This is a genomic window from Streptomyces sp. MspMP-M5, assembly GCF_000373585.1.
Taxonomy (GTDB): Bacteria; Actinomycetota; Actinomycetes; order Streptomycetales; family Streptomycetaceae; genus Streptomyces.
This window is the reverse complement of sequence record NZ_KB891853.1, coordinates 447,710-473,268: the sequence shown is the minus strand read 5'-3', so window position 1 is coordinate 473,268 and position 25,559 is coordinate 447,710. Positions and strand designations below refer to the sequence as shown.

The window sequence follows — 25,559 nt, the reverse complement described above, 5'->3', positions numbered from 1 at the left end:
GATCCGTTGGAATCTTTCGGATGAGGACGTCAACTGTCCTAGATCCTTCGTAGCGTTGGCGATGTCGGAAAGCGGCCGGACGGTTCGGTAGCGGGCCGGACGCCCCGCGGCGCTCCGCCGCCGACGTGACGAAAGGTGGAACCCATGCCCACTCATGTTCCGGCCGAGGCCCACGGTGACGAGCGCGGTGCGCTGCTGGCCTTCCTGGAGGCGCAGCGCGGCGGACTGCGGCGGGCGGTCCTGGGGCTGACCGACGAGCAGGCCAAGGAGCGGCCGAGCGCCAGCGAGCTGTCGCTGGGCGGGCTGGTCAAGCACGTCGCGGAGGTCGAGCAGCGCTGGCTGGAGATCGCGCAGCAGCGGGAGCACTCCGTTCCGCGCGATCAGAGCAACTGGCACCTGTCGTTCCGGTTGCAGGACGGCGAGACCGTCGCGGGGATGCTGGCGTTCTGGGACGGGGTCGCGGCCGAGACCGAGAAGTTCGTCCGCGCCGTGCCGAGCCTCGACGACACCTTCCCGCTGCCCCCGGCTCCGTGGTTCCCGAAGGATGCCCGGCAGTCGATGCGGTGGCTGGTGCTGCACCTGATCGAGGAGGTCGCCCGGCACGCCGGCCACGCCGACATCGTCCGGGAGTCGCTGGACGGCAAGACCGCCTTCGCGCTGGTGGACGAGGAGCGCACGGCGCAGGAGGGGTAGCCCCCGGTCCCGGCGCCCGGCCGCCTAGGCTGGCGGCAGGGCGCGTGCGGGATGCGTTCCGGGATTGAGGTGGCGATGTCGGCGATCCGGCTGCTGGTGCTGGGGGCCGTGCGGCAGCACGGCCGGGCGCACGGCTATCAGGTCCGCAACGACCTGGAGTACTGGGGCGCGCACGAGTGGTCGCACGCCAAGCCGGGGTCGATCTACCACGCGCTGAAGCAGATGGCGAAGCAGGGGCTGCTGCTCGCCCACGACGTCGCGCCGAGCACGGCCGGCGGGCCGCCGCGCACCGAGTACGAGGTGACCCCGGCGGGCGAGGAGGAGTACTTCCGGCTGCTGCGGGCGGCGCTGGCGCAGCGCGACCCGAGGACCGACCTGCTCAGCGCCGGGATCGGCTTCATCGTCGATCTGCCGCGGGACGAGGCGGTGGCGCTGCTGAGGGAGCGGGTGCGGGCCCTGGAGGAGTGGCGGGCCACGGTCACCTCGTCCTATGTGCCCGAGGGCGGGCCGGAACGGCTCGGCCACATCGGCGAGCTCATGGACATGTGGGTGCACGCGGCGGACAGCGGCGCGGCGTGGACCCGCGGGCTGATCGAACGGATCGAGGGCGGGGCGTATGTCTTCGCCGGCGAGGGGGAGCCGTTCGTGGGGGTGCTCGCGGAGGGCCAGGAGAATCCGTACGCGGTGCCGGACGCCGGTGGCCGGGCGGGTGGGGCCGTCGACGGCGAGGACGACGGCGGCGCCGGCTGAGGGCGCGGGGCGGTTCAGGCTCCCTCCGGGGCGCGCCCGCCGCTCGTCAGTGGTGGAAGGCGGTCGCGAGCTTCTCCGGGCGGCCCAACGGGGCGGACTGGCAGCGGAGTTCGGTGAGCAGCTGCTCCAGGTCGGTCAGGAAGCTGTCGGCCAGGTCCAGTGAGAAGCCGTTGCGGCAGACCACGCGGAGGACGGAGAGGTCCTGGCGGTTGGGCGGGAAGCTGTAGGCGGGGACCAGCCAGCCGCGCTCCCGCATCCGCCGGGACACGTCGAAGACGTCAAAGGCCGTGACGTCGTCGGCGGTGGTGAAGGCGAAGACCGGCAGCTGGTCGCCCCGGGTGAGCAGCCGGAAGTCGCCCAGCGCGCCGATCCGTTCGGCCATCGAGCGGGCCACGTCGCGGGTGATCTGCTGGACGGCGCGGTATCCGTCCCGGCCGAGCCGCAGGAAGGTGTAGTACTGGCCGGCCACCTGGGCGCCGGGGCGGGAGAAGTTGAGGGCGAAGGTCGGCATGTCGCCGCCCAGGTAGTTGACGCGGAAGACCAGCTCCTCGGGGAGCGCGACCTGGTCGCGCCAGAGCGCCCAGCCGACACCGGGGTAGACCAGGCCGTACTTGTGGCCGGAGGTGTTGATGGAGGCGACCCGGGGGAGGCGGAAGTCCCAGACCAGATCGGGGTCGAGGAACGGCGCGATCATGGCGCCGGACGCGCCGTCCACGTGGACCGGGACGTCCAGGCCGGTGCGCTCCTGGAGAGCGTCGAGCGCCGCGCAGATCTCCGCCACCGGCTCGTAGGAGCCGTCGAAGGTCGAGCCCAGGACGGCGACGACGCCGATGGTGTTCTCGTCGCAGAGGGCGGCGGCGGAGTCCGCGTCGAGATGGAAGCGGTCGCCCTCCATGGGGACCTGGCGGGCCTGGACCTCCCAGAAGTTGCAGAACTTCTCCCAGCAGACCTGGACATTGGCGCCCATGACGAGGTTGGGGCGGGCGGCGCCCGGATAGCGGTCCTGGTTGCGCCGGGCCCAGCGGCGTTTGAGGGCCATGCCGGCGAGCATGCAGGCTTCGCTTGAGCCGGTCGTGGAGCAGCCGATGGCGGCGTGCGGGTCGGGGGCGTGCCACAGGTGCGCGAGCATCGCCACGCAGCGCCGTTCCAGTTCGGCGGTGCGCGGGTACTCGTCCTTGTCGATCATGTTCTTGTCCCGGCACTCCGCCATCAGGACGTCGGCCTGCGGCTCCATCCAGGTGGTGACGAAGGTGGCGAGGTTGAGCCGGGCGTTGCCGTCCAGCATCAGCTCGTCGTGGACGAACTGGTAGGCGGTGTGCGGGGAGATCGGGCCCTGGGGGAGGGTGTGCCGCGGCGGGGAGGTCTCCATGCCGGAGGCCGGGTCGGCCTCGCCGTAGAAGGGGTTCACCGGGTGGCCGCGGCGGCCGCGGTCGCGTTCGGAGGCGCCTTTGTGGAGGGTCATCTGCTGCGGCCTTTCGTCAACCGGTGGCGGCCAGACCGGATTTGATCGCCTTGGCGAACTTCACGACCCGCTCCGCCTGGACGCGGGCGGCGGTACGGACGGCGGCGTCGAGCGGGGTCTCCGGGCCGCCGACGTGCGAGGTGCCGTAGGGGTTGCCGTCGTTGAACTTCGCCGGGTCCGTGTAACCGGGGGTGACGAGGATGCCGCCGAAGTGGTGGACGGAGTGGTACAGCGCCAGCAGGGTGGACTCCTGGCCGCCGTGCGGGGTGGCGGAGGCGGTGAAGCCGCTGTAGACCTTGTCGGCCAGCCGGCCCTGTTGCCAGAGGCCGCCCAGGGTGTCCAGGAACTGCTTGAGCTGGGAGGTCACGTTGCCGAAGCGGGTGGGGGAGCCGAACAGCACCGCGTCCGCCCAGACCATGTCGTCGTGGGTGGCCTCCAGGATGTCGGCGGTGGCGGCGACGTTGGCCGCCCAGGCCGGGTTGGAGTCGATGGCGGACTGCGGGGCCAGCTCGGCGACCCGGCGCAGCCGGACGTCGGCGCCCGCGTGCTCGGCGGCGTCGGCGATCAGCCGGGCCAGTTCGGCGATGGTGCCGGTCGACGAGTAGTAGATGACGGCGACGTTGACGTCGTGCAGGGGCATGGACGCACCTCCTGGAACCCGACGATAGGGGCATAAGGTGCGTGCGGCCTCCAGGGTTCACCCAGTGGAAGCGCGGCCGGGCCGGGCCCGTGCGGACCCGGTCCGGCCATGGGGAACCGGCGCCGCGCGGGCCCGGCCCGTACCGCTCAGCTCGCGCTGGCCAGCGACAGCTTCGCGGCGAAACCGAGGAAGGCGGCGCCGGCGCCCGCGGACAGGCCGGCCGTCAGCCGCTGGCGGCGCCGGAAGGTCGCCGCCAGGAACGTCCCGCTGAAGATCAGCAGCGACAGATAGCTGAAGCTGAACAGCTGCGCCCAGGCGCCGAGCGCCACGAACGACAGCACCGGGTGCGCATAGGCGGGATCCACGAACTGCACGAAGAACGAGATGAAGAACAGGATCGCCTTCGGGTTGAGCAGGCTCACCACGAACGCCCGGCGGAACGGCCGCTCGACGGGCGCCTTCTTCGGGGCCGCCCCGCCGGCCTGCTCGGCCGCCGCGTCCCGCAGCGCCGCCCGGGACGCCCGGCCGCCGCGCCACAGGGACCAGGCGCCGCGCAGCATCCCGACGGCCAGCCACGTCAGATAGCCCGCGCCGGCGAACTTCACGATCCCGAAGAGCACCGGACTGGCCTTCAGCAACGAGGCCACGCCGCCCGCCGACAGCGTCATCAGCACCGTGTCGCCGCACAGCACACCCGCCGCCGCCCGGTACGCCACCCGGCGGCCGCGGCGGGCGGCCACCGAGACGACGTACAGCGAATTCGGCCCCGGCAGCAGGATGATCAGGGCGAGGCCCACCAGGTAGGTGGACAGATCCGTTATTCCGAGCATGCGCGGAGGATCTCACCCGCCGGCGCGCCACCTCACCGGGTTTTCAGCATCCGGACTTGCACCTCACGCCGCGTGAGGACCCATCGTGAAGCGCGTACCGACGACCGACGAGGGAGCGGAAGTGAGCTATTCGGTAGGGCAGGTGGCCGGTTTCGCCGGGGTGACGGTGCGGACCCTGCACCACTACGACGAGATCGGGCTGCTGGTGCCCGGCGAGCGCAGCCACGCGGGACACCGCCGCTACGGCGACGCCGACCTGGACCGGCTCCAGCAGATCCTGTTCTACCGGGAGCTCGGCTTTCCGCTCGACGAGGTGGCGGCCCTTCTGGACGACCCGGACGCGGACCCGCAGGCACATCTGCGGCGTCAGCACGACCTGCTGACCGCGCGGATCGGCCGACTCCAGGACATGGCCGCCGCCGTCGAACGCGCAATGGAGGCACGCAGGATGAACGTACGGCTCACCCCGGAGGAGAAGTTCGAGGTCTTCGGCGACTTCGACCCCGACCGGTACGCGGAGGAGGTCGAGCAGCGCTGGGGCGGCACCGACCTCTACAAGGAGTCGCAGCGCCGGACCGCCGCGTACACCAAGGAGGACTGGAAGCGGCTGACGGCGGAGTTCGACGCCATCCACCGCAAGATGGCGGACCTGCTCGCGCAGGGGGAGCCGGCGGACTCCGAGGCGGCGATGGACGTCGCCGAGGAACACCGGCGCTTCATCGTCGGGGCGTACTACGACTGCACCTATGAGATCCACACCGGGCTCGGCGAGATGTACGTCGCGGACGAGCGGTTCACCGCCACCTACGAGGCGATCCGGCCCGGGCTCGCGGTGTACATGCGGGACGCGATGCTGGCCAACGCGGTGCGGCACATGTGAGCGTCCCCGTGTTTCGTGGTGCTGGTCTCCCGGGGCGCCGACGGCGTTCAGCCCTGGGGCTCCAGCACCACGGCCGTGCCGTACGCGCAGACCTCGGTGCCGACATCGGCGGCCTCGGTGACGTCGAAGCGGAACATCAGCACGGCGTTGGCACCGCGGGAGCGGGCCTGTTCCACCAGGCGTTCCATGGCCTGGTTGCGGGTCTGGACGAGCGTCTTGGTCAGGCCGCGCAGCTCACCGCCGATCATCGACTTCAGGCCCGCGCCGATCTGGCTGCCGAGGTGCCGGGAGCGCACCGTGAGGCCGAAGACCTCGCCGATCACCTGTTTCACGTGAAACCCCGGTACGTCGTTGGTCGTCACGACCAGGACGTCGGACTGGGCGTGCTGTCCGCCGCCGTACTCCTCGATGCCCATGCTCCGCACCTCCTGCCGTTCCTCCGGTCAGGATCACCCGGACCGGCGGGAGCGGCCAGCGGTCGGGCGCGCTCGGGTGGGTGCGAAAGGAGCCGGCGGGGGAGCGGCTGGCCTCCGGCACCCGTCGTCGAACGCGGCTCCGGTGCCGCCCCGGAGCCGTGACCGGGGGCTGCGCCTGGAACCACGGCACGTCATAGTCCGTTGATAGCTTTGGGCCGCACACCGCGCCTGCACCCTCGCTTCAGCTCGTCGCACCGCTCGAGCCGGGCGCCCTCGACCCAGGAGCCTTCACCCCGTGAATACTCTCGCGCTCGGCCCCCAGTGGCTGAACTCGGACTACTTGATCACGAATTTCGGCCTGATCGGCGTCCTGCTCATCGTCTTCGCGGAGTCCGGCCTGCTGATCGGCTTCTTCCTGCCCGGGGACTCGCTGCTGTTCACCACCGGCCTGATGGTGACCACGGGCAAGATCGACAAGCCGCTGTGGCTGGTGTGCACGCTGGTGGTGCTGGCGGCCGTGCTGGGCGACCAGGCCGGCTATCTCTTCGGCCGCAAGGTCGGCCCGGCGCTCTTCAGCCGCCCCGACTCCCGGCTCTTCAAGCAGGAGAACGTCGAGAAGGCGCACGACTTCTTCCAGAAGCACGGCCCGAAGTCGCTGATCCTGGCCCGTTTCGTGCCCATCGTGCGGACCTTCACGCCGATCATCGCGGGCGTGAGCCGGATGCAGTACCGCTCCTTCATCATCTTCAACATCATCGGCGGCACGCTGTGGGGCGCCGGCGTGACGCTGCTGGGCGCGGCGCTGGGCAACGTCGAGTTCGTCCACAAGAACATCGAGCTGATCCTCGTCGTGATCGTGCTGTGCTCCGTGGTGCCGGTCGCCATCGAGTTCCTCCGCGCCCGTAAGAAGGCTGCGCCGGCGGCACCGGCGAGTCGCGCGCAGGCGCGGGGCCGCCACGCGAAGCGCTGACGCTTGGTCGGGCCTTCCCACGTTTTCGGCCTCCCCGCCGTAAGGGTTCGCCTTTTGCGCCTGGCGGCGCGGTTCCGGCCCGCTGCGCGGGCTTGGTATCCGCTGCGCGGGGCTGTTCGGCCGCGGTGCCGGGCCTGCGGGGCAGGGGTGTGCCGGACTGCTTCGCTTTACGTCCGGCACACCCCTGCCCCTCCGGCCCGTCCCCTCCCGTTGGGGGTGGGAAAGACGGTGGGTGGGGCGTGTGTGTGAGTGGTCCGGCGCGGGCCGTTTATCAATTGACGGTTGCCTGACAATTGGCGGTCGCCCATCGGTCTGGGGCTGCGGGTCACCCATCAGTCCGGGGCCTGTACTGGCCCACCGGGCATAAGCCCCAACCGGCCTGTAATCCGACCCTCAACGGGAGGGGACGGGGCTGGGGGGCTGGGGGTGTGTCCGGACGTAAAGCGAAGCAGTCCGGACACACCCCCAGCCCCCCAGGCCCGGCACCGCACCCGACAGCCCCGCGCAGCGGAATCGCACCGCACCCGACAGCCCCGCGCAGCGGAATCGCACCGCACCCGACAGCCCCGCGCAGCGGATAACGCCCGCCGCCAGGCGCCACGGCGGGGAACCCGGCAACGTGGGAAGCCAGCCAAGCGCAGCGGCACCGCGCCGCCAGGCGCAAGAAGGCGAACCCCTACGGCGGGGGCGCCGGCTACGTGGGAGGCAAGCCAAGCGAACGCGTCACCGCCGAGCCCAAATGTTCACGCCCTCCGTCGTCTCCGCGAACTTGTCGATCTCCGCGAGCTCCGCGTCGGTGATCGCGGGCGCGGCGAGGGCCGTGACGTTCGTCTCCAGCTGGGCCACGCTGCTGGCGCCGATCAGTGCGGAGGTCATCCGCGGGTCCCGCAGGACCCAGTTCAGCGCGAGCTGTGCCAGGGACTGGCCGCGGCCGGCCGCGATCTCGTCGAGGCCGCGGAGGCGGCGGACGACCTCGTCGGTGAGGAGGTTCGGGTCCAGGGACTTGCCCTGCGCCGCCCGCGAGCCCTCGGGGACGCCGTTGAGGTACTTGTCGGTGAGCATGCCCTGGGCCAGCGGGGCGAACGCGATGCACCCCATGCCCGCGTCGGCCACCGTGTCCAGCAGGCCGTCGTCCTCGATCCAGCGGTTGATCATCGAGTACGAGGGCTGGTGGATCAGCGGGCGCACCCCCATCTCACGCAGGATGCGGACCGCCTCGCGGGTCTGCTCCGTGTTGTAGGAGGAGACCCCGACGTACAGCGCCTTGCCCTGCTGGACGGCGGACGCCAGCGCGCCCATCGTCTCCTCCAGCGGGGTGTCCGGATCGAAGCGGTGCGAGTAGAAGATATCGACGTAATCGACCCCCATCCGCTTCAGCGAGGCATCCAGCGACGAGAGCAGATATTTCCGGGAGCCCCATTCGCCGTAAGGGCCGGGGTGCATCAGATATCCGGCTTTTGTCGAGAGAATCAGCTCGTCGCGGTAGCCGCGGAAGTCCTGGGCGAAGATCTTTCCGAAGTTCAGCTCGGCGGACCCGGGCGGCGGACCGTAGTTGTTGGCCAGGTCGAAGTGGGTGATGCCCAGGTCGAAGGCGCGACGCAGAATGGCCCGCTGGGAGCTGAGGGTGCGGTCGTCCCCGAAGTTGTGCCAGAGTCCGAGGGAGATAGCGGGGAGTTTGAGGCCGCTGCGGCCGGTGCGCCGGTACTCCATGGAGGCATAGCGTGAATCCGCTGCGCGGTAGTCAGAGCCAGTGGTCATGGTGCTCTCCCTATCACGGACTTGTGACATACCTGATTGGGCTGTTGAGACAGCCGAGAAGTAAAGTTGCCCCCTTAGGCGACGGGGCGAAGGCCATCGGCACGGAGGGGCTGGACCACACATGCTGCGATCTTCCGGGATGCGCATCCCGTATCCGCCTGCACTGCGCGACCTTGTCTACCGGCTGTACGCCCGCCGGGTGGAGGGCCGCCTGGACCACGCCCAGGTGCCCAAGCACATCGGGGTCATCCTGGACGGCAACCGTCGCTGGGCGCGGGCCGACGGACTGTCGACGGAGCAGGGCCACCAGGCGGGTGCGGCCAAGATCAGCGAGCTGCTGGGGTGGTGCGCGGAGACCGACGTCGAGGTCGTCACGCTCTGGCTGCTCTCGACGGACAACCTCGACCGGCCGCCGGCCGAGCTGAACCCCCTGCTGGGGATCATCGAGAACACCGTGCGTGGCCTGGCCGCGGACGGCCGCTGGCGGGTGCACCACGTCGGCAACCGCGATCTGCTGCCCGACGCGACCCAGCGGGTGCTCAAGCAGGCCGAGCAGGACACCGCCGACAACCAGGGAATCCTGGTGAACGTCGCGGTCGGCTACGGCGGCCGCCAGGAGATCGCGGACGCGGTGCGCTCGCTGCTGCTGGAGCACGCCGAGCGCGGGACGAGCTTCGAGGAGCTGGCCGAGATCGTCGACATCGACCTGATCTCGGAGCACCTCTACACCCGGGGACAGCCGGACCCGGACCTGGTGATCCGCACCAGCGGCGAGCAGCGGCTGTCCGGCTTCATGCTCTGGCAGAGCGCGCACTCCGAGTACTACTTCTGCGAGGTCTTCTGGCCGGCGTTCCGGAAGATCGACTTCCTGCGGGCCCTGCGCGACTACGCGGCCCGGCACCGCCGCTACGGCAACTGAGCCCGGTCCGCACCCGGAGAGCACGCCCGGAGCCGGTCGCCGTCCCCCTCCTTCCGCCCGGGACCGGCCTCCGGGGCGGCGGGTGTCGGACATCTGCGAGGCAAGGTTCCGGCCAGCTTGTGGGGTGTGATCCGGCCAACTTCCGGAGCGGTGGGTCGTAGCCCGGCGCCGGGCGGGCACCGGTGACGCCCCGGGAACGCGGGCTCACGGGCCGCGCGTCCCGTGCCCTGACGGTGCCTCCCCTGACGCCCCCTCCGGCGCCCCTCCGCCGGGGGTGCTTCCGGGTGCCGGGCCTGTGGCCGGCGGCTGCTTCGCCCGTCTTTCCGCCGGTCAGCGGGCATCTGTAACCAAAGGTTCATCGAGCGTGTGTCATATGCCGTGGCATGGGTGCGGGAGTTGAAGGGAATATCCCTGGCAGGTCGGTGCCCGGAACAACAAGCCTCGGGTGCCGGATCTCAGCGGGCGGCATGGGGCCGTCCGCCCGGGAGGCCCTTTGCGCATCACGGACGATCGTGCGGATTGCACGGACGACGCGGAGGGCCGGCGTTCGGCCCGCGCAGCGTGGCCAGAACCCGGCCCTGTCCCCGGCGACGTCGTCGCACCCCGACCTCATCCGAGGGGGTTCGTCCACCCGTGGTGAACAGCAAGAAGCGCCGTGAGAGCGACCGGCGCACCTATGTACTCGACACCAGCGTCCTGTTGGCGGATCCGGCCGCCATGTCCCGCTTCGACGAACACGAGGTGGTGCTGCCGGTCGTCGTGGTCACGGAGTTGGAGGCCAAGCGGCACCATCCCGAGCTCGGGTACTTCGCGCGCCAGGCGCTCCGCCGGCTGGACGAGTACCGGGTGCAGTACGGGCGGCTGGACGCCCCCATCCCCATCGGGGAACTCGGCGGGACGCTCCGGGTCGAACTCAACCACTCCGACCCGGGACTGCTGCCCGCCGCCTTCCTCAACGGGCACAGCCGGCTGGGCGACAACGACTCGCGGATCCTCGCGGTCGCCCGCAACCTCCAGGCCGAGGGATTCGACGTCACCGTCGTCTCCAAGGACCTGCCGATGCGCATCAAGGCGTCCTCGGTGGGGCTGCTGGCCGAGGAGTACCGCGCCGAGCTGGCCATCACCGACTCCGGCTGGACCGGCATGGCCGAACTCGCCCTCTCCGCGGAGCAGGTGGACGACCTCTTCGCCGCCGAGACCGCCCACGTCCCGGGCGCGGACGAACTCCCGGTGCACACCGGGCTGGTGCTGCAGTCCGAGCGCGGCAAGGCCCTGGGCCGGGTCACCCCGGAGGGCGCGGTCCGGCTGGTGCGCGGCGACCGGGAGGCGTTCGGCATCCACGGCCGCAGCGCCGAGCAGCGGATCGCGCTGGACCTGCTGCTCGACCCGGAGGTCGGCATCCTCTCGCTGGGCGGCCGGGCCGGCACGGGCAAGTCGGCGCTGGCGCTGTGCGCCGGTCTGGAGGCGGTGCTGGAACGCCGGCAGCACAGCAAGGTGATGGTCTTCCGCCCGCTGTACGCGGTCGGCGGGCAGGAGCTGGGCTATCTGCCGGGCACCGAGGCGGAGAAGATGAGTCCCTGGGCGCAGGCGGTCTTCGACACGCTGTCCGCGGTGACCACCAAGGACGTCATCGAGGAGGTGGTCTCCCGCGGGATGCTGGAGGTGCTGCCGCTGACCCACATCCGCGGCCGGTCACTGCACGACGCGTTCGTCATCGTGGACGAGGCCCAGTCCTTGGAACGGAACGTCCTGCTGACCGTTCTGTCCCGGATCGGGGCCAATTCCCGGGTCGTGCTCACCCATGACGTCGCTCAGCGCGACAACCTCAGAGTCGGGCGGTACGACGGAGTGGTCGCCGTCGTGGAGAAGCTGAAGGGGCATCCGCTCTTCGCGCACGTCACGCTCAACCGCTCGGAACGCTCGCCGATCGCCGCGCTGGTGACCGAAATGCTGGAGGACGGTCGGATCTGACCGGTTGTGCCGGTAGTTGAGAGCGTGGCGCCGCCCGGAGAAGCGAAGGAGCTTAGCCGGGCGGCGCTCGTGTGCGCTCGAATATCCGGAAATCCCGAGGAGCAAACGAGGTGTGAGCTTTCACACCCGGTGGGGAATTGCCTCCCGGTAGCCCGTTCGGGCAGAGTCTGGGTCCTGTCAGGCCCCGCATACGGCCCAGACCCACCCCCCGGGGTGTATGGACGACCCGAACTTCATAGCGAGTTGCCGTATGCCGCCCGAGCACCACGCGGACCCCCAGGGGACGCACCGGGCCAGTGCCTCCCGTGACCAGTCGGCGCCACCGCTCAACAGGCGCCGGAACAAGGGGAGGTCAGCGCCAGGGGCACGATTGCGCCCGCGAGGTCACCTAAGCGGGCGATGCTGGAAGGAAATCGTGTGAGCCGGATCTCGGTCCGGGGATTCGCAGTGGCCTCCGCCACCGCGGTCACCACCGTCGGCGCCGTCGTCGGCGTCGCATCGGGCAGCCAGGCGTCGGTCGGCAACACCGAGGCAACGGCCGCCGACGCGACGATCGCCGACATCCCCGCGGGCCAGCAGGCCCAGGTGCAGACGGCGCCGCTGACGCAGCAGGCGGACTCGGCGTCCACCCAGGCGGATGTGGCGGCACTGAAGTCCGCACAGGAGTCGGCCCGCAAGGCGGCCGCGGAGACCGCGCAGAACAAGAAGGACCAGGCCGACAAGGACAAGGCGGAGAAGCAGGCCAAGGAGCGCGAGAAGGCGCTGGCCGCCTCCCGCTCGGCCGTGCGCGACGCCAGTGACTTCGTCGCGAAGGCTTCCTACACCATCGCCGAGACGCAGGCGATGGCGCGCCAGATGGTCGCCTCCGACCAGTTCCAGTGCTTCAGCAACATCGTGGAGCGCGAGTCCGGTTGGAACTACCGCGCCACCAACTCCGGTTCCGGCGCGTACGGCCTCGTCCAGGCGCTGCCCGGCTCCAAGATGTCCTCCGCCGGGTCCGACTGGCAGACCAACCCGGCCACCCAGATCAAGTGGGGCCTGAACTACATGAACAGCCGGTACGGCAGCCCCTGCGGTGCCTGGTCGTTCTGGCAGGCCAACAGCTGGTACTAGGCCGCGCGCCAGGCCCTCGCCGGCCGCGCCACAGCGCTCCGAAACCCCCGAACGCGACGCGTCGGGGGTTTCGCGCGTGCGGCACAGGTAACGTCGAGGCGTCACATTGCCGCAAGGGCGGGGAAGAGGAAGCTACATGTCCAGATTGCCTCAGTGGGTCGGTGGCCTGGGCGCCGGCCTGACGCGGCTCTCGCAGCGGCTGGAGGAACAGCGCCGGCGCGCCGAGGCCGCCGCGGCCGCGGCCGAAGACGCGGACGAGCTGGGGCGGGCCGGGCGCGCCGTCGCCCCGGACGGGCGCGGCCCGCGCATCCCGGCGGAGCGCGTGCCGGACGGGCGCACCGGGACGGCCACTTGGGGGCCGGACGCGATGCCCGCCGCCGACGCCGCCCACGCCGCCGACATCGCCGACGCCGCCGGGTCCGTGGATACCGTGAAGCATGCGCCGCGGCCGGCGGGGCCGGGGGAGCGGGCGCAGCCGCAGCTGGAGCCGGAGCCCGCGGCCCCTGCGCACGAGTCCGTCCCCGCGCCGCCGACCTACGCGCCGGCCGTCGCCGCCCCACCGGACCCGGTGTCGGCGGTGCCCTGGGGCGTCCGGGTCGCGGCCGAGGCCGGCTGGCGGCTGCTGGTGCTGGCCGGGACGGTGTGGGTGCTGGCGAAGGTGATCACCACCATCTCGCTGGTGGTGCTGTCGTTCGTCGCGGCGCTGCTGATCACGGCGCTGCTCCAGCCGACGGTGGCATGGCTGCGCCGGCGCAACGTGCCGCGCGGACCGGCCACCGCGCTGACCTTCATCGGCGGCTTCGTGGTGATGGGCCTGGTCGGCTGGTTCGTCGTATGGCAGGTCCAGGACAACATCGACTCGGTGTCCAGCCGCATCCAGGAGGGCATCACCGAGCTGAAGGGCTGGCTGCTCAAGAGCCCGTTCCATGTGACCGAGAGCCAGATCAACCACATCGCCAAGAACCTCCAGGACGCGATCGGCGCCAACACCGAGGCGATCACCTCGGCCGGCCTGGAGGGCGTCACGGTCGTCCTGGAGATGTTCACCGGCATCCTGCTGGCGATGTTCACCACGCTGTTCCTGCTCTACGACGGCCGGCGCATCTGGGAGTGGACGCTCAAGCTGGTGCCGGCCGCGGCCCGCGGGGGCGTGGCGGGCGCCGGCCCGCGCGCCTGGCGGACGCTGACCGCGTACATTCGCGGCACGGTCCTGGTGGCGCTGATCGACGCCTTCTTCATCGGCGTCGGGCTGTACTTCCTCGATGTGCCGCTGGCCGTGCCGCTCGCCGTCTTCATCTTCCTGTTCGCCTTCGTGCCGCTGATCGGCGCGGTGGTCTCGGGCGCGCTGGCGTGTGTGATCGCGCTGGTCACCCAGGACGTCTTCACGGCGCTGCTGGTGCTGGCGGTGGTGCTGGCGGTGAACCAGATCGAGAGCCATGTGCTCCAGCCCTTCATCCTGGGCCGGGCGGTCCGGGTGCATCCGCTGGCGGTGATCCTCTCGGTCGCCGCGGGCAGCCTGATCGGCGGCATCGGCGGCGCGGTGGTGGCGGTCCCGCTGGTGGCCGTGACCAACACCGTCGTCGGCTATCTCCGCACGTACTCCAGGGAGCAGGCGTTGCGGATGACGGTGCCACCGCGCGGCGCGACCGCCCTCGGCGTGGCCCCGACCCTGCCGCGCCGCTCCCGGACGTCGGCGGACGAATAGGGCGCTGCCGGCGGCCCGACGGGGGCTCGCTCACTCCGCCCGTACGCACGAAACCCCCGCGGACACGAGGTCCGCGGGGGTTTGCGTTCAGGGGCCTGCTGCCGTGCGCCTTATTCGGCGAGGGCGGCCTCGGCGTCGAGGGTGGCGCCGACGGCCTGCAGGACGGCCGCGATCTTGACGGCCTCCTGGATCGTCTCGCGCTCGACACCGGCCTTGCGCAGGACCTGCTCGTGCGAGTCCAGGCACATGCCGCAGCCGTTGATCGCGGAGACCGCGAGCGACCACAGCTCGAAGTCGACCTTGTCCACGCCCGGGTTGCCGATGACGTTCATCCGCAGACCGGCGCGGAGGTTGCCGTACTCCGGGTCGGAGAGCAGGTGGCGCGTCCGGTAGAAGACGTTGTTCATCGCCATGATGGCCGCGGCCGACTTGGCGGCGGTGTACGCCTCGGCGGAGAGGTTGGCCTTCGCCTCCGGCTCCAGCTCGCGCAGCACCTTCGGGGAGCGCGAGGCGATCGCGCAGGCGAGCACCGTGCCCCACAGCTGCTGCTGCGGCAGGTCGGAGTTGCCGATCACCGAACCGAGGTTCAGCTTCAGGTCCTTGGCGTAGTCCGGAACCGCGGACTTGAGGTCATCGAGAGCCATGGGTCTCACTCACCAGCCAGCAGGGCGACCGGGTCCAGGGTGTCCTCGCCCTTGCTCCAGTTGCAGGGGCACAGCTCGTCGGTCTGCAGGGCGTCCAGGACCCGCAGGACCTCCTTGGGGTTACGGCCGACGGAGCCGGCGGTCACCATGGTGAACTGGATCTCGTTGTTCTGGTCGACGATGAAGACGGCGCGCTGCGCGAAGCCGTCCTCGCCCTCGATGCCCAGCGCGCGCATCAGCTCGTGCTTCGAGTCGGCCAGCATCGGGAAGGGCAGGTCGGTCAGGTCCGGGTGGTCCTTGCGCCAGGCGTGGTGCACGAACTCGGAGTCGCCGGAGAAGCCGAGGACCTGGGCGTCACGGTCGGCGAACTCGTCGTTCAGCTTGCCGAAGGCGGCGATCTCGGTGGGGCACACGAAGGTGAAGTCCTTGGGCCACGCGAACACGATCTTCCACTTGCCCTCGTAGGTCTTGTGGTTGATCTGCTCGAACTCCTTGCCCTTCTCCAGCGAGACGCAGGCGGTCAGGTCGAACTCAGGGAACTTGTCACCGACAGTGAGCACGCGCTCTCCTTGTTGCTAGAAAGCCCCTTTGGGGTTGTTCGGGGCATTCTGTGAGGCTTGGACGAGACCCACAGTGCCACAGCAGGCATTGATCAGGGAAATAGTTAGACTTGTGGATGTTGATCGGAGGTGGTTATCAGTGGCTTCTCCCATGACCCCCGGCGGGCGCCCCCGCCAGCCCAGCCTGGCCCAGCTGCGGGCCTTCGCCGCGGTCGCCGAGCATCTGCACTTCCGGGAGGCGGCGGCCGAGATCGGCATGAGCCAGCCCGCGCTCTCCGGCGCCGTCTCCGCACTGGAGGAGACCCTCGGCGTCCAGCTCCTGGAGCGTACGACCCGCAAGGTGCTGCTCTCACCGGCGGGGGAGCGGGTGGCGGCGCGCGCCCGGGCGGTCCTGGACGCGGTCGGCGCGCTGATGGAGGAGGCGGAGGCGGCCCGTGCGCCGTTCACCGGCGTGCTCCGCCTCGGTGTCATCCCGACCGTCGCCCCGTATCTGCTGCCCGCCGTGCTGCGGCTGGTCCACGACACCTACCCGGACCTCGACCTCCAGGTCCACGAGGAGCAGACCACCTCGCTGCTGGACGGCCTGGCGCACGGCCGGCTGGACCTGCTGCTGCTCGCGGTGCCGCTCGGCGTCCCGCAGGTCACCGAAATCCCGCTGTTCGACGAGGACTTCGTGCTGGTCGCGCCCAAGGAACACTGGCTCGGCGGCCGCGGTGACATCCCCCGCGAGGCGCTCAAGGAACTGGACCTGCTGCTGCTGGACGAGGGGCACTGCCTGCGCGACCAGGCCCTGGACATCTGCCGCGAGGCGGGAAGGGAGGAGAACACGCCGGTGACGACGAGTGCGGCCGGGCTGTCCACGCTGGTGCAGTTGGTGGCCGGTGGCCTGGGGGTAACTCTCCTGCCGCGTACGGCCCTTCGCGTCGAAACCGCCCGCAACGACCTGCTGACCACGGGCTACTTCGCGGACCCGGCACCGTCCCGGCGAATCGCCCTGGCCATGCGCAGCGGCTCGGCCCGGCAGCCGGAGTTCGAGGAGTTCGCGGCGGCGTTGCGGGGGGCGATGCGGGGGTTGCCGGTGCGGGTTGTGGAGGGGTGAGGAACGTCAGCGGCGCGGGGGGATGCGCCGGGAATCATCCAGGACCTGTGTGACGTCCAGGGTGACTTCGGCGCCGATCGACTCCGGGAGGGTGACCTTCTCCCCGGGCACATGGATGCGGTGCATGCCGTAGCCGTCCTCGATGGGTTCGGTGAGGACGTGGAGACGCTCGTGCTTGCGGTCGACGATCACATACACGGGCACCTTCGCCGCACCGTAGGCAGCTACCTTGGTGCACAGGTCGTTGGCGTAGTTCCCGGACGTGACCTCCAGGACCATCCGGAACACCGCTGGGTCGCAGCATTCGTACTTGACGACATGGTGACGGACATCGGCGTCCACGACAGAGAGGTCAGGGACGGCGAAGTCGGAAGGGCCGCCCAGCCACAGGCCGAGCCCTTCGAGGATCGCCGTATCGCCGCCGTCCAAGCCTGCCGCGACGAACGGGCGCCTGAGGCAGGACAGCCCGAACGCGTGGCCGGGGTCTGCGGGTGGGGTCACGGTGAGAACGCCTCCGAGAATCTCGACGCGGAAGCCCGGAAGCTGCTCCATGAGCTGGTCGGCCTGCTCAAGGAGCGTCAGCGGCTTTTGGGCAGGCGCATGCGGACGCTCGACAGCTGCTGCGGACATTGCGTGCCTCCCGTGGGCTGGTGTCGAGGCCATCATCGTAGGCAGAGGCGGCCGCTCTCGTCCCGTACGACAATGTTCATTCGTTCGGGGACACGAGGACAGTCACTCCGTGCGCAGGCCGTCCGGCCGCATCATCCGCCACAGCGGCGGCAGGCTCAGGGCGGTGACGAAGAGGATCACGCCGCCGCCGATGCCGAGCATGCCGGCGACCACCGGCCAGTCGACCATCACGTCGCTGCCGATGACGGTGAGCAGCAGGGAGCCCAGAGAGAGTCCGCAGGCCAGCGCCAGGGTCAGGCCGAGGGCGACCGGTAGCGCCGTCTGCCACAGGACGGACCAGCCGAGCGTGGCGCGGCGGGTGCCGTACGCGTCGAGGGTGGAGAGCAGCCGGCGGCGTTCGTAGAGCTGCTCGACGGTGGAGATGATCAGGCCCGCGCCGATCAGCAGCAGGGTGATCACCGCGCCGATGAAGACCGTGGTGCGGATGCCGTCGTACTGCCGGTCGTGCGGGTTGTCGAGGGAGGAGCCCTCCAGCATCGTCGGGTCGATCCTGGCCGCGGTGTTGCGGACGTGCTCGACGGCGTCGGGGGTGCCGCGGTCGAAGCGGACGAGGAGCTGCATGTCGGGCCTGGAGAGCTGGGACGCGTCGAGGACCGAGGGGGTCAGGAGCAGGTCGTAGAAGAGGGGGTGGCCGTCCTCGACGGCGGTGAGGTGGGCGGCGCGGGCAGACGGCGGGACCGTCCAGGGGCGGGGCGCCTTGCTGGGCCCGCCGTAGTTCTCCGCCGGGTTGAGGTCGAGGGTGGCGCCGGGAGTGACGCTGGTCTGGCTCGGCGCGGTGCGGTCGGCGTCGGTGACGAAGGCGTCGCCGTCCCGGCAGGACGGCAGCTCGGCGACCTTGCGCAGCTCGGCGCAGCTGCCGACGGCGATGATGGCGTGGTAGTCGTAGTTCGGATCGCGGCCCGGGGCGGGCAGCTCGCCGGCGTCGGCGGTGACCAGGCCGCGGGCGGAGGTGACCCCGGGGGTGTTGCGCAGCGCGGTCAGCGCCCGTTCGGTGTGCCGCCAGCCGTCCGTGTGGCCCCAGAAGCTGATCTGCGGCACTCGTCCGGACTCGGCGTACGCGGCGGCGTAACCGGCCTGCGAGCCGGTCATCAGCATGTGGATGGCGACGGCGCCGGCCAGCGCGACGGTGATGCCGCTGACCGCACGGGTCGCCGGGCCGCTGCTGAGCTGGAGCCGGCGGACCGCCAGTTGCCACGGGACCGGGCCGCCGCGCAGCCGGCCGACGACCCGGTCGACCAGCCAGGGCAGCAGCGCGGTGACACCGAACAGCAGCAGCGTGGCGCCGGCGGCGAGGCGGGTGGTGGCGAGCGGGTTGTCGATCGGGCCCGGCCGGATCGCCATCGGGACGAGCAGGGCCGCGCCGGCGACCGGCAGCGCGACGCGCCACCACAGCCGGCGGCGGACCGGCGGGCGGTTGCGGACGACGCCGAGCGGTTCGACGGTGACGCCGCGCTGGGCGACCAGGGTGACCAGGACGGCGGCGGTCGGCACCAGGACGGTGATCAGCAGCGCGGCGAGCGGGCCGGGGGTGACGTCCGAGGGGTAGACGTTGATGTCCCACAGGGAGATGGACGGGGCCAGCCGGCGGCCGGCGAGGAACAGCGCGCCGCCGCCCAGCAGCCCGAGCAGCGAGCCGAACAGCGCCTCGCCGGAGGCGATCCGGCGGGTGGTGCGGACGTCGGCGCCGACCAGGCGGAGGGCGGCCAGGCGGCGTTCCCGGCGTTCGTTGCCGAAGCGCACGGAGGTGCCGATGAAGACCATCACCGGCGTCATCAGCGCCACACACGTCATGATCACCAGGACCAGGCCGGGGGTGGTCAGCGGCCGTGGCTCCCAGCTCTTGCCGAAGTGGTCGATGCGGCCGGCGGTGCCCTCGGTGAGGGTGTCGCCGTGTGCGAGGTAGGTGAGTTCCCGCGGGCCCTGGAGGCCCTCGGCGCCGATCACGCCGACGATCCGATAGCTGCTCAGGCGCTCGCGCAGCAGTGCGTTGCCGGGGTCGGCCAGCAGGTCCTTCAGGGCCGGCGAGACCACCATCTCGCCGGGGCCGGGGAGGTGGTGGACGCCGGGCGGCACCGGCGGGTGCGCGCCGTCCGGGCGGACCAGCCGGCCGCGGACGGCGGTGCCGTGGAAGACGGTGTCCGTGTGGGCGTAGAGGAGGGTGCGGTCGCCGGGCGGCGGCGGGTGTGCCTGACCGAGGTTCTCGCGGGCCTTCTCCCGGCCGTGCCAGGCGTTCATGAGATGCGGCGCGGAGGCGCAGAACAGCAGCACCGCCACCCCGAGGGCGACCCCGGCGGCGGTCAGCGTGGTGCGGATCCAGCCCTCCCGCCCGCCGCCGGCCGCGAACCGCATGCCCATGACGAGGTCGCGGGCCCAGGTGGCCGGGCCGGTGCGCGGCGTCGCGGGCGGCAGCGCGGGTACCGCGGAGTCCCGCTCGCCCTGCGGCCGCGAGCGGAGCAGGGTCATATCCGGCCCGCCATGTCCTTCACCCGGCCGTCCCGGACGACGATCTCGCGGTCGGAGTAGGCGGCGACCCGGGCCTCGTGGGTGACCAGCACCACGGCCGCGTTGGTGTCCCGGGCGGCGTCGGTGAGCAGGGTCAGCACCCGTTCGCCGTTGAGGGAGTCCAGGGCGCCGGTGGGTTCGTCGGCGAAGACCACGCGGGGTGTGGTGGCCAGTGCGCGGGCGACCGCGACCCGCTGGCCCTGGCCGCCGGAGATCTCACCGGGCCGCTGTGCGCCGACGCCGTCGACCTCCAGCCGCGCGAGCCACTCGCGGGCCTGCCGCTCGGCCTCCTTGCGCTTGGTGCCGTTCAGCCGCAGCGGCAGGGCGACGTTCTCCAGGCACGTCAACTCCGGTACCAGCTGGCCGAATTGGAAGACGAAGCCGAAGTCGGTGCGGCGCAGTGCGCTGCGCTGGGCGTCGCCGAGGTCGGTGAGGGTGTGCGGGCCGTAGCGGACGGTGCCGGAGTCCGGGCGGACGATGCCGGCGAGGCAGTGCAGCAGCGTCGACTTGCCGGACCCGGAGGGACCCATGACGGCGACGACCTCGCCGGGGTGGATCGAGAAGTCCGCGCCGTCCAGGGCGGGCGTGGGCCCGTACGCCTTGCACAGCCCCTCGGCGGCGAGCAGGGATCCCTCGGGCGTCATGCGCCGACCGCTTCCGCGAGTTTGTCCAGGCGGGCGGCGGTCAGCTCCAGCCAGCGCAGATCGGCTTCCAGGTGGAACAGGGCGTGGTCGCAGATCAGCTGGTCGGCGAGGTCCCCGGTGCGCTTGCGCTCGGTCAGGCCGCGCATCAGCCGGAGGTGCTCGGTGCGCTGGGAGTCGAGCAGCTCGGCGGCGTCCCGGTCGGTCAGCAGGGCCAGTACGACCTTGGTGTAGAGGACCGACTGGAGGTACGGCTCGGGCTTCTCCGGCCGGGCCAGCCACTGGGCGACGTCGGTGATCCCGGCGTCCGTGATGGCGTACCGCTTGCGCTCCGGTCCCGCGCCGGCCTCCACGCCGTCCACCTCGACGAGGCCGTTCTTCAGCAGCCGGGACATCGTGGAGTAGACCTGCCCGTAGTGCAGCGGGCGGTCCTGCCCGAAGTGCTCGTCGAAGGCCCGCTTGAGGTCGTAGCCATGGCGGGGGCCGGACTCCAGGAGGCCCAGCAGCGTATGACCGATTGACATGCCGACCACCTTACTCGGGGGTGTAACGCTGGTGTATACGCGCGTTGTATACGGGGACCGGGGAGGGGCGGGGGCGGGGCGGTTGCCGCGGTCTTCCGCCGGCCGCCGCCCCGCACCACCGCCCGCCTGCCCGTTCACTCCGCTCACTCAGCTCATTCCGTCCGCAGCCCGTCCGGACGCATCATCCGCCACAGCGGCGGCAGGCTGAGCAGCGTCACCATCAGGACCAGGCCGCCCCCGGCGGCGGTCAGCGGCCAGATCACCGACCAGTCGAAGGAGGACTTGCCGGCCAGCTTCAGCAGCGCCAGGCCCAGCCCGGCACCGCCGGCCACCGCCAGGGCCAGCCCCAGGGCGACCGGAACGGCGGTCTGCCACAGCACCGACCAGGCCAGCGTGGCCCGCCGGGTGCCGAAGGCGACCAGGACGGACAGCAGCCGGCGGCGCTCGCGCAGCTGCTCCACCATCGTCACCAGCATGCCGGCCGCGATCAGCGCCAGGGTCGCGGTGGCGGCGACCAGCAGACCGGTCCGCAGGCTGGTGAACTGCTTGTCGCGCGCGACGTTCTGGAGCGTGAAGACCCTGGTCTGCGGGTCGATCCGGGCCGCGGTGTTCCGGACGTGCTCGACGGCGTCCGGTACCCCCGGGTCGATCTTGACCATGGCGCGGGCCACCGGCCCGTCCAGCAGCTTCAGGTCCAGGGCGCCCGGCGTGGCCATCAGGCCGAAGACCGTCCGCCCCGTGGGGTCCGTGCGGGACTCGACCGTGCGGGCCGATCGCGGGACGGTCCACAGCCGCGGAGGGCGCGGCGCAGTGCCGGACCCGTCGTCCATGGCGAAGTCCACGGTGGCGCCGGGCCGCGCCGTCTTGGCGAGGTAGCCGGTGTCGACCGAGCCGGTGCCGTCCTTGACGACGAAGACGTCGCCGTCCTTGCAGGGGCCGGTGTGTGCCAGCTCGCGCAGGCTGGCGCAGTCGCCGACGGTGACCATCGTGCTCGGGCGGAACTCCTCGCCCGCGCGGAGCGGGCCGGGCCGGGAGGCGGAGGCGTCGATGGCCGCGATGACGCCGCGGACGCCCTCGGTCGCACGGAACTCGCTGATCATCTTCCGGATCGTGCCGACGTCGTGGGACGGGAGCATCGTGCGCAGCTGCGCCCGGCTCGCGTCCTGCCCGGTGGCCTTCATGAAGTCGCCCTGGATGGCGGAGAAGAACAGCTGGAGCGCGATCGCCCCGGCGACCGCGACGGTGATACCGCTGACCGCGCGGGCGGCCGCACCTCCACTGAGCTGGAGCCGCCGCACGGCCAGCTGCCAGGGCACCGGTCCGCCCCGGAAGCGCGCCACCGCCGCGTCCACCGCCCACGGCAGCAGCAGCGTCACCCCCAGCAGGAACAGCGCCGCGCCGCCCGCCACCGGATACGGATGATCGAGCCCGGCGTCGTGCCCGACGCCCCTCCCGTAGAAGAGCATCAGCGCCGGCCCGAACACCAGGAACGGCAGCCGCCACCACAGCCGGCGCCGGCGCCCGGCGCCCTCCCGTGCGACGCCCAGCGGCTCGATGCTCACCCGGCGCAGCGCGAAGAGCGTGACCCCGACCGCGGACAGCGGTACGGCGAGCAGGACCAGTGCCGCCAGGCCCGGGACCGGCGTCATGTCGGACGGGAAGACGTTGACGTCCCAGACGGTGACGCCGCCGACGAGCTGCCGGCCCACCAGGAACAGCACGGCTCCCACGGCCAGCCCGCACACCGCCCCGAACAGGGCCTCGCCGGCCGCCGTCCGCCGGGTCATCCGCACGTCGGCGCCGATCAGCCGCAGTGCCGCCAGCCGGCGGTCCCGGCGCTCCCCGCCGAACCGCACGGCCGTGGCGATGAAGAGCGCGACCGGCATCAGCATCACCACACAGCCGACGACCAGCAGCGTCAGCAGCAGCGGGTCCAGCGGGTCGCGCTCCGTCCGGGTGCCGAACCCGGCGATCCGCCGGCCCCCGTCGTCCGCGGTCAGCGTGGCGCTGCCGGCGTAGTAGACCAGCTCGGCGGGGCCGATCAGGCCCGCCTGCCCGATCGTTCCCACGTCCGTGAAGTGCAGCCGCTCGCGCAGCAGTCGGCCCTCCGGCGAGCCGAGGAGCGCGCGCAGCGCGGGGGAGACCACCATCTCGCCCGGCCGTGGCAGCGCGGGCACCCCGGGCGGGGTGGGGGCCCGGTCGCCGTCGGGCCGCAGCAGCATGCCCCGTACGGAATCGCCGCGGAAGTCGGTGTCCGCCTCCGCCGCGACCAGCGTCGCCGCCGAGGGCGGCAGCGACTGCTCGCTCTCCATCGGAAGCCGGGCGTCGCCGCGCTGGGACCGCGCCGCCATCATGGTCGGTATCGACGCGGCCGCGAGCAGCAGCGCCACGCCCAGTCCCACGCCCAGCGCGGTCAGCAGCGTTCGGACCCAGCCCTCGCGGCCGCCGCCGACCGCGAACCGCATCCCGGTCCCGAGATCCCGGCTCCAGCCGCGCAGCCCCGTCATCGTCCTGCTCTCGACGCTCATGCCGCGCCCGCCATCTCCCGGGCGATGCCGTCCCGCACCACGACCTCCCGGTCGGCGTACGCGGCCACCCGCGCCTCGTGGGTCACCAGCACCACGGCCGCGTCGGTGTCCCGGGCGGCGTCGGTCAGCAGTCGCATCACCCGCTCGCCGTTGAGGGAGTCCAGGGCGCCGGTGGGCTCGTCGGCGAAGACCACCCGCGGCGTGGTGGCCAGTGCGCGGGCGACCGCGACCCGCTGGCCCTGGCCGCCGGAGATCTCACCGGGCCGCTTGGCCGCGACGCCGTCCACCTCCAGCCGCACCAGCCACTCGCGGGCCCGCCGCTCGGCCTCCTTGCGCTTGGTGCCGTTCAGCCGCAGCGGCAGGGCGACGTTCTCCAGGCACGTCAACTCCGGTACCAGCTGGCCGAATTGGAAGACGAAGCCGAAGTCGGAGCGGCGCAATGCGCTGCACCGCGCATCGCCGAGCGCGGTCAGGGTGTGCTCCCCGTACCGGACCGCGCCGGAGTCGGGACGGATGATCCCGGCGAGGCAGTGCAGCAGCGTCGACTTGCCGGACCCGGACGGGCCCATGACGGCGACCACCTCGCCGGGACGGACGGCGAAGTCCGCCCCGTCGAGCGCGGGCGTGGGCCCGTACGCCTTGCGCAGCGCACGGGCTTCGAGCAGAAAACCGGCCGGGGTCATGGACGGGCCTCCGGGAGTACGAACGGAACATGCCGACGACCGGCCGCGCGAACGACAGCGGCGGCCGGGGCATGCGCCGCACTCTACACGAGGTGTATACCTACCGTGTATAGGTGCGCTCCCGGCGGGCATTCATCCATATATGGACGGGCCTCGATATGGACGGGTCCCGGCGGTCTCCCGTTATCCGCCGACGCCCTCCGGCGGCTCCTCCGGGCGGGCCTTCGGCGGCCGGCCGCGGCGGGGCGGGGCGCCTACGCCGCGGGGGAGGCGGCCGGCCTCGGTGAGGGCCTTGCGCAGGAGGAACTCGATCTGGGCGTTGGTGCTGCGGAGTTCGTCGTTGGCCCAGCGGTTGAGGGCGTCGTGGAGGAGCGGGTCCAGCCGCAGCAGCACCTGCTTGCGCTGCTGCGGCCGGCGGCCGGCGGGCCGTTCACGGTCGGCGCCCGGCTCCTGAGGGGCGTCCGGACTCACTGGTAGAGCGAGCCCGTGTTCAGGACGGGCTGGGCGGCGCGGTCGCCGCACAGCACCACCATCAGATTGCTGACCATGGCGGCCTTGCGCTCCTCGTCCAGCTCGACGATGCCCTGCTCGTTGATGCGCTCCAGGGCCGACTCGACCATGCCCACCGCGCCCTCGACGATCTGCTTCCGGGCCGCGACGACCGCGCCGGCCTGCTGCCGCTGGAGCATCGCGGAGGCGATCTCCGGGGCGTAGGCGAGGTGGCTGAAGCGGGTCTCGATGATCTGCACACCGGCGGCCTGGACCCGGGCGGTCAGCTCCACGGCCAGCTTCTCGGTGATCTCCTCGGCGTTGCCGCGCAGCGAGAGGCCCTCCTCGTCGTGGGCGTCGTAGGGGTACTCGATGGCGATGTGCCGGACGGCCGCCTCGGTCTGGGTGGCGACGAACTCCAGGAAGTCGTCGACCTCGAAGAGCGCCTGGGCGGTGTCCGCCACCTTCCAGACGACGATCGCGGCCAGCTCGATCGGGTTGCCGTAGGCGTCGTTGACCTTCAGGACCGAGGTCTCGTGGTTGCGGACCCGGGTGGAGATCTTGCGGGCCGAGGTGAGCGGGTTGACCCACCGCAGGCCGTCGGTGCGGATGGTGCCGACGTACCGCCCGAAGAGCTGGATCACCCGGGCCTCGCCGGGCGCGACCATCTTCACGCCGGTCATGCAGAAGAGCGAGCCCACCAGGAGCAGGATGCCGACGAGCACCAGGGGGACCGCGGCGGCGTTGTGGCCGGCGTTGCCCAGGACGCCGCCGACGGCGATCACGGCGATACCGAGGGCGACGCCCAGGACGGTCAGCAGCAGCGCCAGTCCGCCCGGGATGCTGTGCGCGGCCCGCTCGCGGACCTGTGGCGCCGGCATTTCCGGGGTGTCCGCGGAGGCGGCGGGGGCGGCGGAGGGTGTCGGATCGGTCATGGGGTCCCCGTTTCTTCGTTTTCTTCTTCGTGTCTTCGGCGGCGCAGAGTGCGGCGCGTGATGTGTGCCGCAGTGCGTGCTCTCACTGGTCTAGCAAACTGCTATCACTTTAACCCGCTGGCCTGCTGCGGTCCAGCGGGATGCGGTCAGGTGCCCC

The 25,559-nt window shown here is 71.6% G+C and carries 24 protein-coding genes; 9 read left to right on the top strand and 15 right to left on the bottom strand.

Annotated elements, in window-relative coordinates:
* The first annotated feature begins 144 nt into the window (after positions 1 to 144).
* Both B073_RS0102210 and B073_RS0102205 read left to right on the top strand, forming a co-directional pair.
* Positions 145 to 693: a DinB family protein gene (locus tag B073_RS0102210; protein WP_018536460.1), complete on the top strand. Its 549-nt coding sequence runs from the start codon at positions 145 to 147 to the stop codon at positions 691 to 693.
* 75 nt (positions 694 to 768) lie between these two features.
* The gene (locus B073_RS0102205; protein ID WP_018536459.1) at positions 769 to 1,443 is read left to right on the top strand and encodes a PadR family transcriptional regulator; all 675 of its coding nucleotides are present in this window, start codon (positions 769 to 771) and stop codon (positions 1,441 to 1,443) included.
* A gap of 46 nt (positions 1,444 to 1,489) precedes the next feature.
* On the opposite strand, the gene B073_RS0102200 is transcribed toward B073_RS0102205, so the two are convergent.
* From B073_RS0102200 to leuE, 3 genes are all read right to left on the bottom strand, one after another.
* On the bottom strand, positions 1,490 to 2,905 hold the full coding sequence (locus B073_RS0102200) for a glutamate decarboxylase (RefSeq protein WP_018536458.1): 1,416 nt from the start codon (positions 2,903 to 2,905) through the stop codon (positions 1,490 to 1,492).
* Between the two features lie 16 nt (positions 2,906 to 2,921).
* Positions 2,922 to 3,545 (bottom strand): NAD(P)H:quinone oxidoreductase, encoded by a 624-nt coding sequence (gene wrbA, locus B073_RS0102195; RefSeq protein ID WP_018536457.1) that lies wholly within the window; start codon positions 3,543 to 3,545, stop codon positions 2,922 to 2,924.
* Between the two features lie 146 nt (positions 3,546 to 3,691).
* Positions 3,692 to 4,375 (bottom strand): leucine efflux protein LeuE, encoded by a 684-nt coding sequence (gene leuE / locus B073_RS0102190; RefSeq protein WP_018536456.1) that lies wholly within the window; start codon positions 4,373 to 4,375, stop codon positions 3,692 to 3,694.
* A 121-nt stretch (positions 4,376 to 4,496) separates the two neighbouring features.
* Between leuE and B073_RS0102185 the strand changes: the two genes are divergently transcribed.
* The gene (locus B073_RS0102185; RefSeq protein ID WP_026246969.1) at positions 4,497 to 5,255 is read left to right on the top strand and encodes a MerR family transcriptional regulator; all 759 of its coding nucleotides are present in this window, start codon (positions 4,497 to 4,499) and stop codon (positions 5,253 to 5,255) included.
* A 47-nt stretch (positions 5,256 to 5,302) separates the two neighbouring features.
* Here the strand turns inward: B073_RS0102185 and B073_RS0102180 are convergent, their stop codons facing one another.
* Positions 5,303 to 5,671 carry a YbjQ family protein gene (locus tag B073_RS0102180; protein WP_018536454.1) on the bottom strand — a complete coding sequence of 123 codons (369 nt, stop codon included), beginning with the start codon at positions 5,669 to 5,671 and terminating at the stop codon, positions 5,303 to 5,305.
* A gap of 295 nt (positions 5,672 to 5,966) precedes the next feature.
* On the opposite strand from B073_RS0102180, the gene B073_RS0102175 reads away from it, so the two are divergent.
* On the top strand, positions 5,967 to 6,641 hold the full coding sequence (locus tag B073_RS0102175) for a DedA family protein (RefSeq protein WP_018536453.1): 675 nt from the start codon (positions 5,967 to 5,969) through the stop codon (positions 6,639 to 6,641).
* 723 nt (positions 6,642 to 7,364) lie between these two features.
* Here the strand turns inward: B073_RS0102175 and mgrA are convergent.
* On the bottom strand, positions 7,365 to 8,399 hold the full coding sequence (gene mgrA / locus B073_RS0102170; RefSeq protein WP_026246968.1) for an L-glyceraldehyde 3-phosphate reductase: 1,035 nt from the start codon (positions 8,397 to 8,399) through the stop codon (positions 7,365 to 7,367).
* A gap of 139 nt (positions 8,400 to 8,538) precedes the next feature.
* Between mgrA and B073_RS0102165 the strand changes: the two genes are divergently transcribed.
* The 4 genes from B073_RS0102165 (at position 8,539) to B073_RS0102150 (ending at position 14,107) form a co-directional block, all read left to right on the top strand.
* Positions 8,539 to 9,318 (top strand): isoprenyl transferase, encoded by a 780-nt coding sequence (locus tag B073_RS0102165; RefSeq protein WP_018536451.1) that lies wholly within the window; start codon positions 8,539 to 8,541, stop codon positions 9,316 to 9,318.
* 633 nt (positions 9,319 to 9,951) lie between these two features.
* Positions 9,952 to 11,289 (top strand): PhoH family protein, encoded by a 1,338-nt coding sequence (locus tag B073_RS0102160; RefSeq protein WP_018536450.1) that lies wholly within the window; start codon positions 9,952 to 9,954, stop codon positions 11,287 to 11,289.
* A 417-nt stretch (positions 11,290 to 11,706) separates the two neighbouring features.
* Positions 11,707 to 12,402: a transglycosylase SLT domain-containing protein gene (locus B073_RS0102155; RefSeq protein ID WP_018536449.1), complete on the top strand. Its 696-nt coding sequence runs from the start codon at positions 11,707 to 11,709 to the stop codon at positions 12,400 to 12,402.
* Positions 12,403 to 12,538: 136 nt separating this feature from the next.
* Entirely contained in the window at positions 12,539 to 14,107 is a 1,569-nt protein-coding gene (locus B073_RS0102150) for an AI-2E family transporter (protein ID WP_037810650.1), read from the top strand.
* Positions 14,108 to 14,217: 110 nt separating this feature from the next.
* Here the strand turns inward: B073_RS0102150 and B073_RS0102145 are convergent, their stop codons facing one another.
* Both B073_RS0102145 and B073_RS0102140 read right to left on the bottom strand, forming a co-directional pair.
* Positions 14,218 to 14,751: an alkyl hydroperoxide reductase gene (locus tag B073_RS0102145; RefSeq protein ID WP_018536447.1), complete on the bottom strand. Its 534-nt coding sequence runs from the start codon at positions 14,749 to 14,751 to the stop codon at positions 14,218 to 14,220.
* Positions 14,752 to 14,756: 5 nt separating this feature from the next.
* Complete coding sequence (locus tag B073_RS0102140) at positions 14,757 to 15,311, bottom strand: peroxiredoxin (RefSeq protein ID WP_018536446.1); 555 nt, start codon at positions 15,309 to 15,311, stop codon at positions 14,757 to 14,759.
* A gap of 139 nt (positions 15,312 to 15,450) precedes the next feature.
* Between B073_RS0102140 and B073_RS0102135 the strand changes: the two genes are divergently transcribed.
* Positions 15,451 to 16,410 (top strand): hydrogen peroxide-inducible genes activator, encoded by a 960-nt coding sequence (locus B073_RS0102135; protein WP_086023746.1) that lies wholly within the window; start codon positions 15,451 to 15,453, stop codon positions 16,408 to 16,410.
* 6 nt (positions 16,411 to 16,416) lie between these two features.
* Here B073_RS0102135 and B073_RS0102130 read toward each other — a convergent pair whose 3' ends face one another.
* The 8 genes from B073_RS0102130 to B073_RS0102095 form a co-directional block, all read right to left on the bottom strand.
* Entirely contained in the window at positions 16,417 to 17,040 is a 624-nt protein-coding gene (locus B073_RS0102130) for a Uma2 family endonuclease (protein ID WP_026246967.1), read from the bottom strand.
* 102 nt (positions 17,041 to 17,142) lie between these two features.
* On the bottom strand, positions 17,143 to 19,563 hold the full coding sequence (locus B073_RS0102125) for an FtsX-like permease family protein (protein WP_018536443.1): 2,421 nt from the start codon (positions 19,561 to 19,563) through the stop codon (positions 17,143 to 17,145).
* Entirely contained in the window at positions 19,560 to 20,246 is a 687-nt protein-coding gene (locus B073_RS0102120; protein ID WP_018536442.1) for an ABC transporter ATP-binding protein, read from the bottom strand. Before B073_RS0102120 ends, B073_RS0102125 begins: the two co-directional genes overlap by 4 nt.
* A complete protein-coding gene (locus tag B073_RS0102115) occupies positions 20,243 to 20,767 on the bottom strand; it encodes a PadR family transcriptional regulator (RefSeq protein ID WP_018536441.1) in 525 nt (174 codons plus the stop codon). Before B073_RS0102115 ends, B073_RS0102120 begins: the two co-directional genes overlap by 4 nt.
* Positions 20,768 to 20,919: 152 nt before the next feature.
* Complete coding sequence (locus B073_RS0102110; protein WP_234024969.1) at positions 20,920 to 23,295, bottom strand: FtsX-like permease family protein; 2,376 nt, start codon at positions 23,293 to 23,295, stop codon at positions 20,920 to 20,922.
* Positions 23,292 to 23,978, bottom strand: coding sequence for an ABC transporter ATP-binding protein (locus B073_RS0102105; RefSeq protein ID WP_018536439.1), 687 nt, complete (start codon positions 23,976 to 23,978; stop codon positions 23,292 to 23,294). Before B073_RS0102105 ends, B073_RS0102110 begins: the two co-directional genes overlap by 4 nt.
* Before the next feature lie 183 nt (positions 23,979 to 24,161).
* Positions 24,162 to 24,449 carry a hypothetical protein gene (locus B073_RS0102100; protein ID WP_018536438.1) on the bottom strand — a complete coding sequence of 96 codons (288 nt, stop codon included), beginning with the start codon at positions 24,447 to 24,449 and terminating at the stop codon, positions 24,162 to 24,164.
* Positions 24,446 to 25,402 carry an SPFH domain-containing protein gene (locus tag B073_RS0102095; RefSeq protein ID WP_018536437.1) on the bottom strand — a complete coding sequence of 319 codons (957 nt, stop codon included), beginning with the start codon at positions 25,400 to 25,402 and terminating at the stop codon, positions 24,446 to 24,448. The genes B073_RS0102100 and B073_RS0102095 overlap by 4 nt, the downstream gene beginning before the upstream one ends.
* Positions 25,403 to 25,559 lie beyond the last annotated feature (157 nt).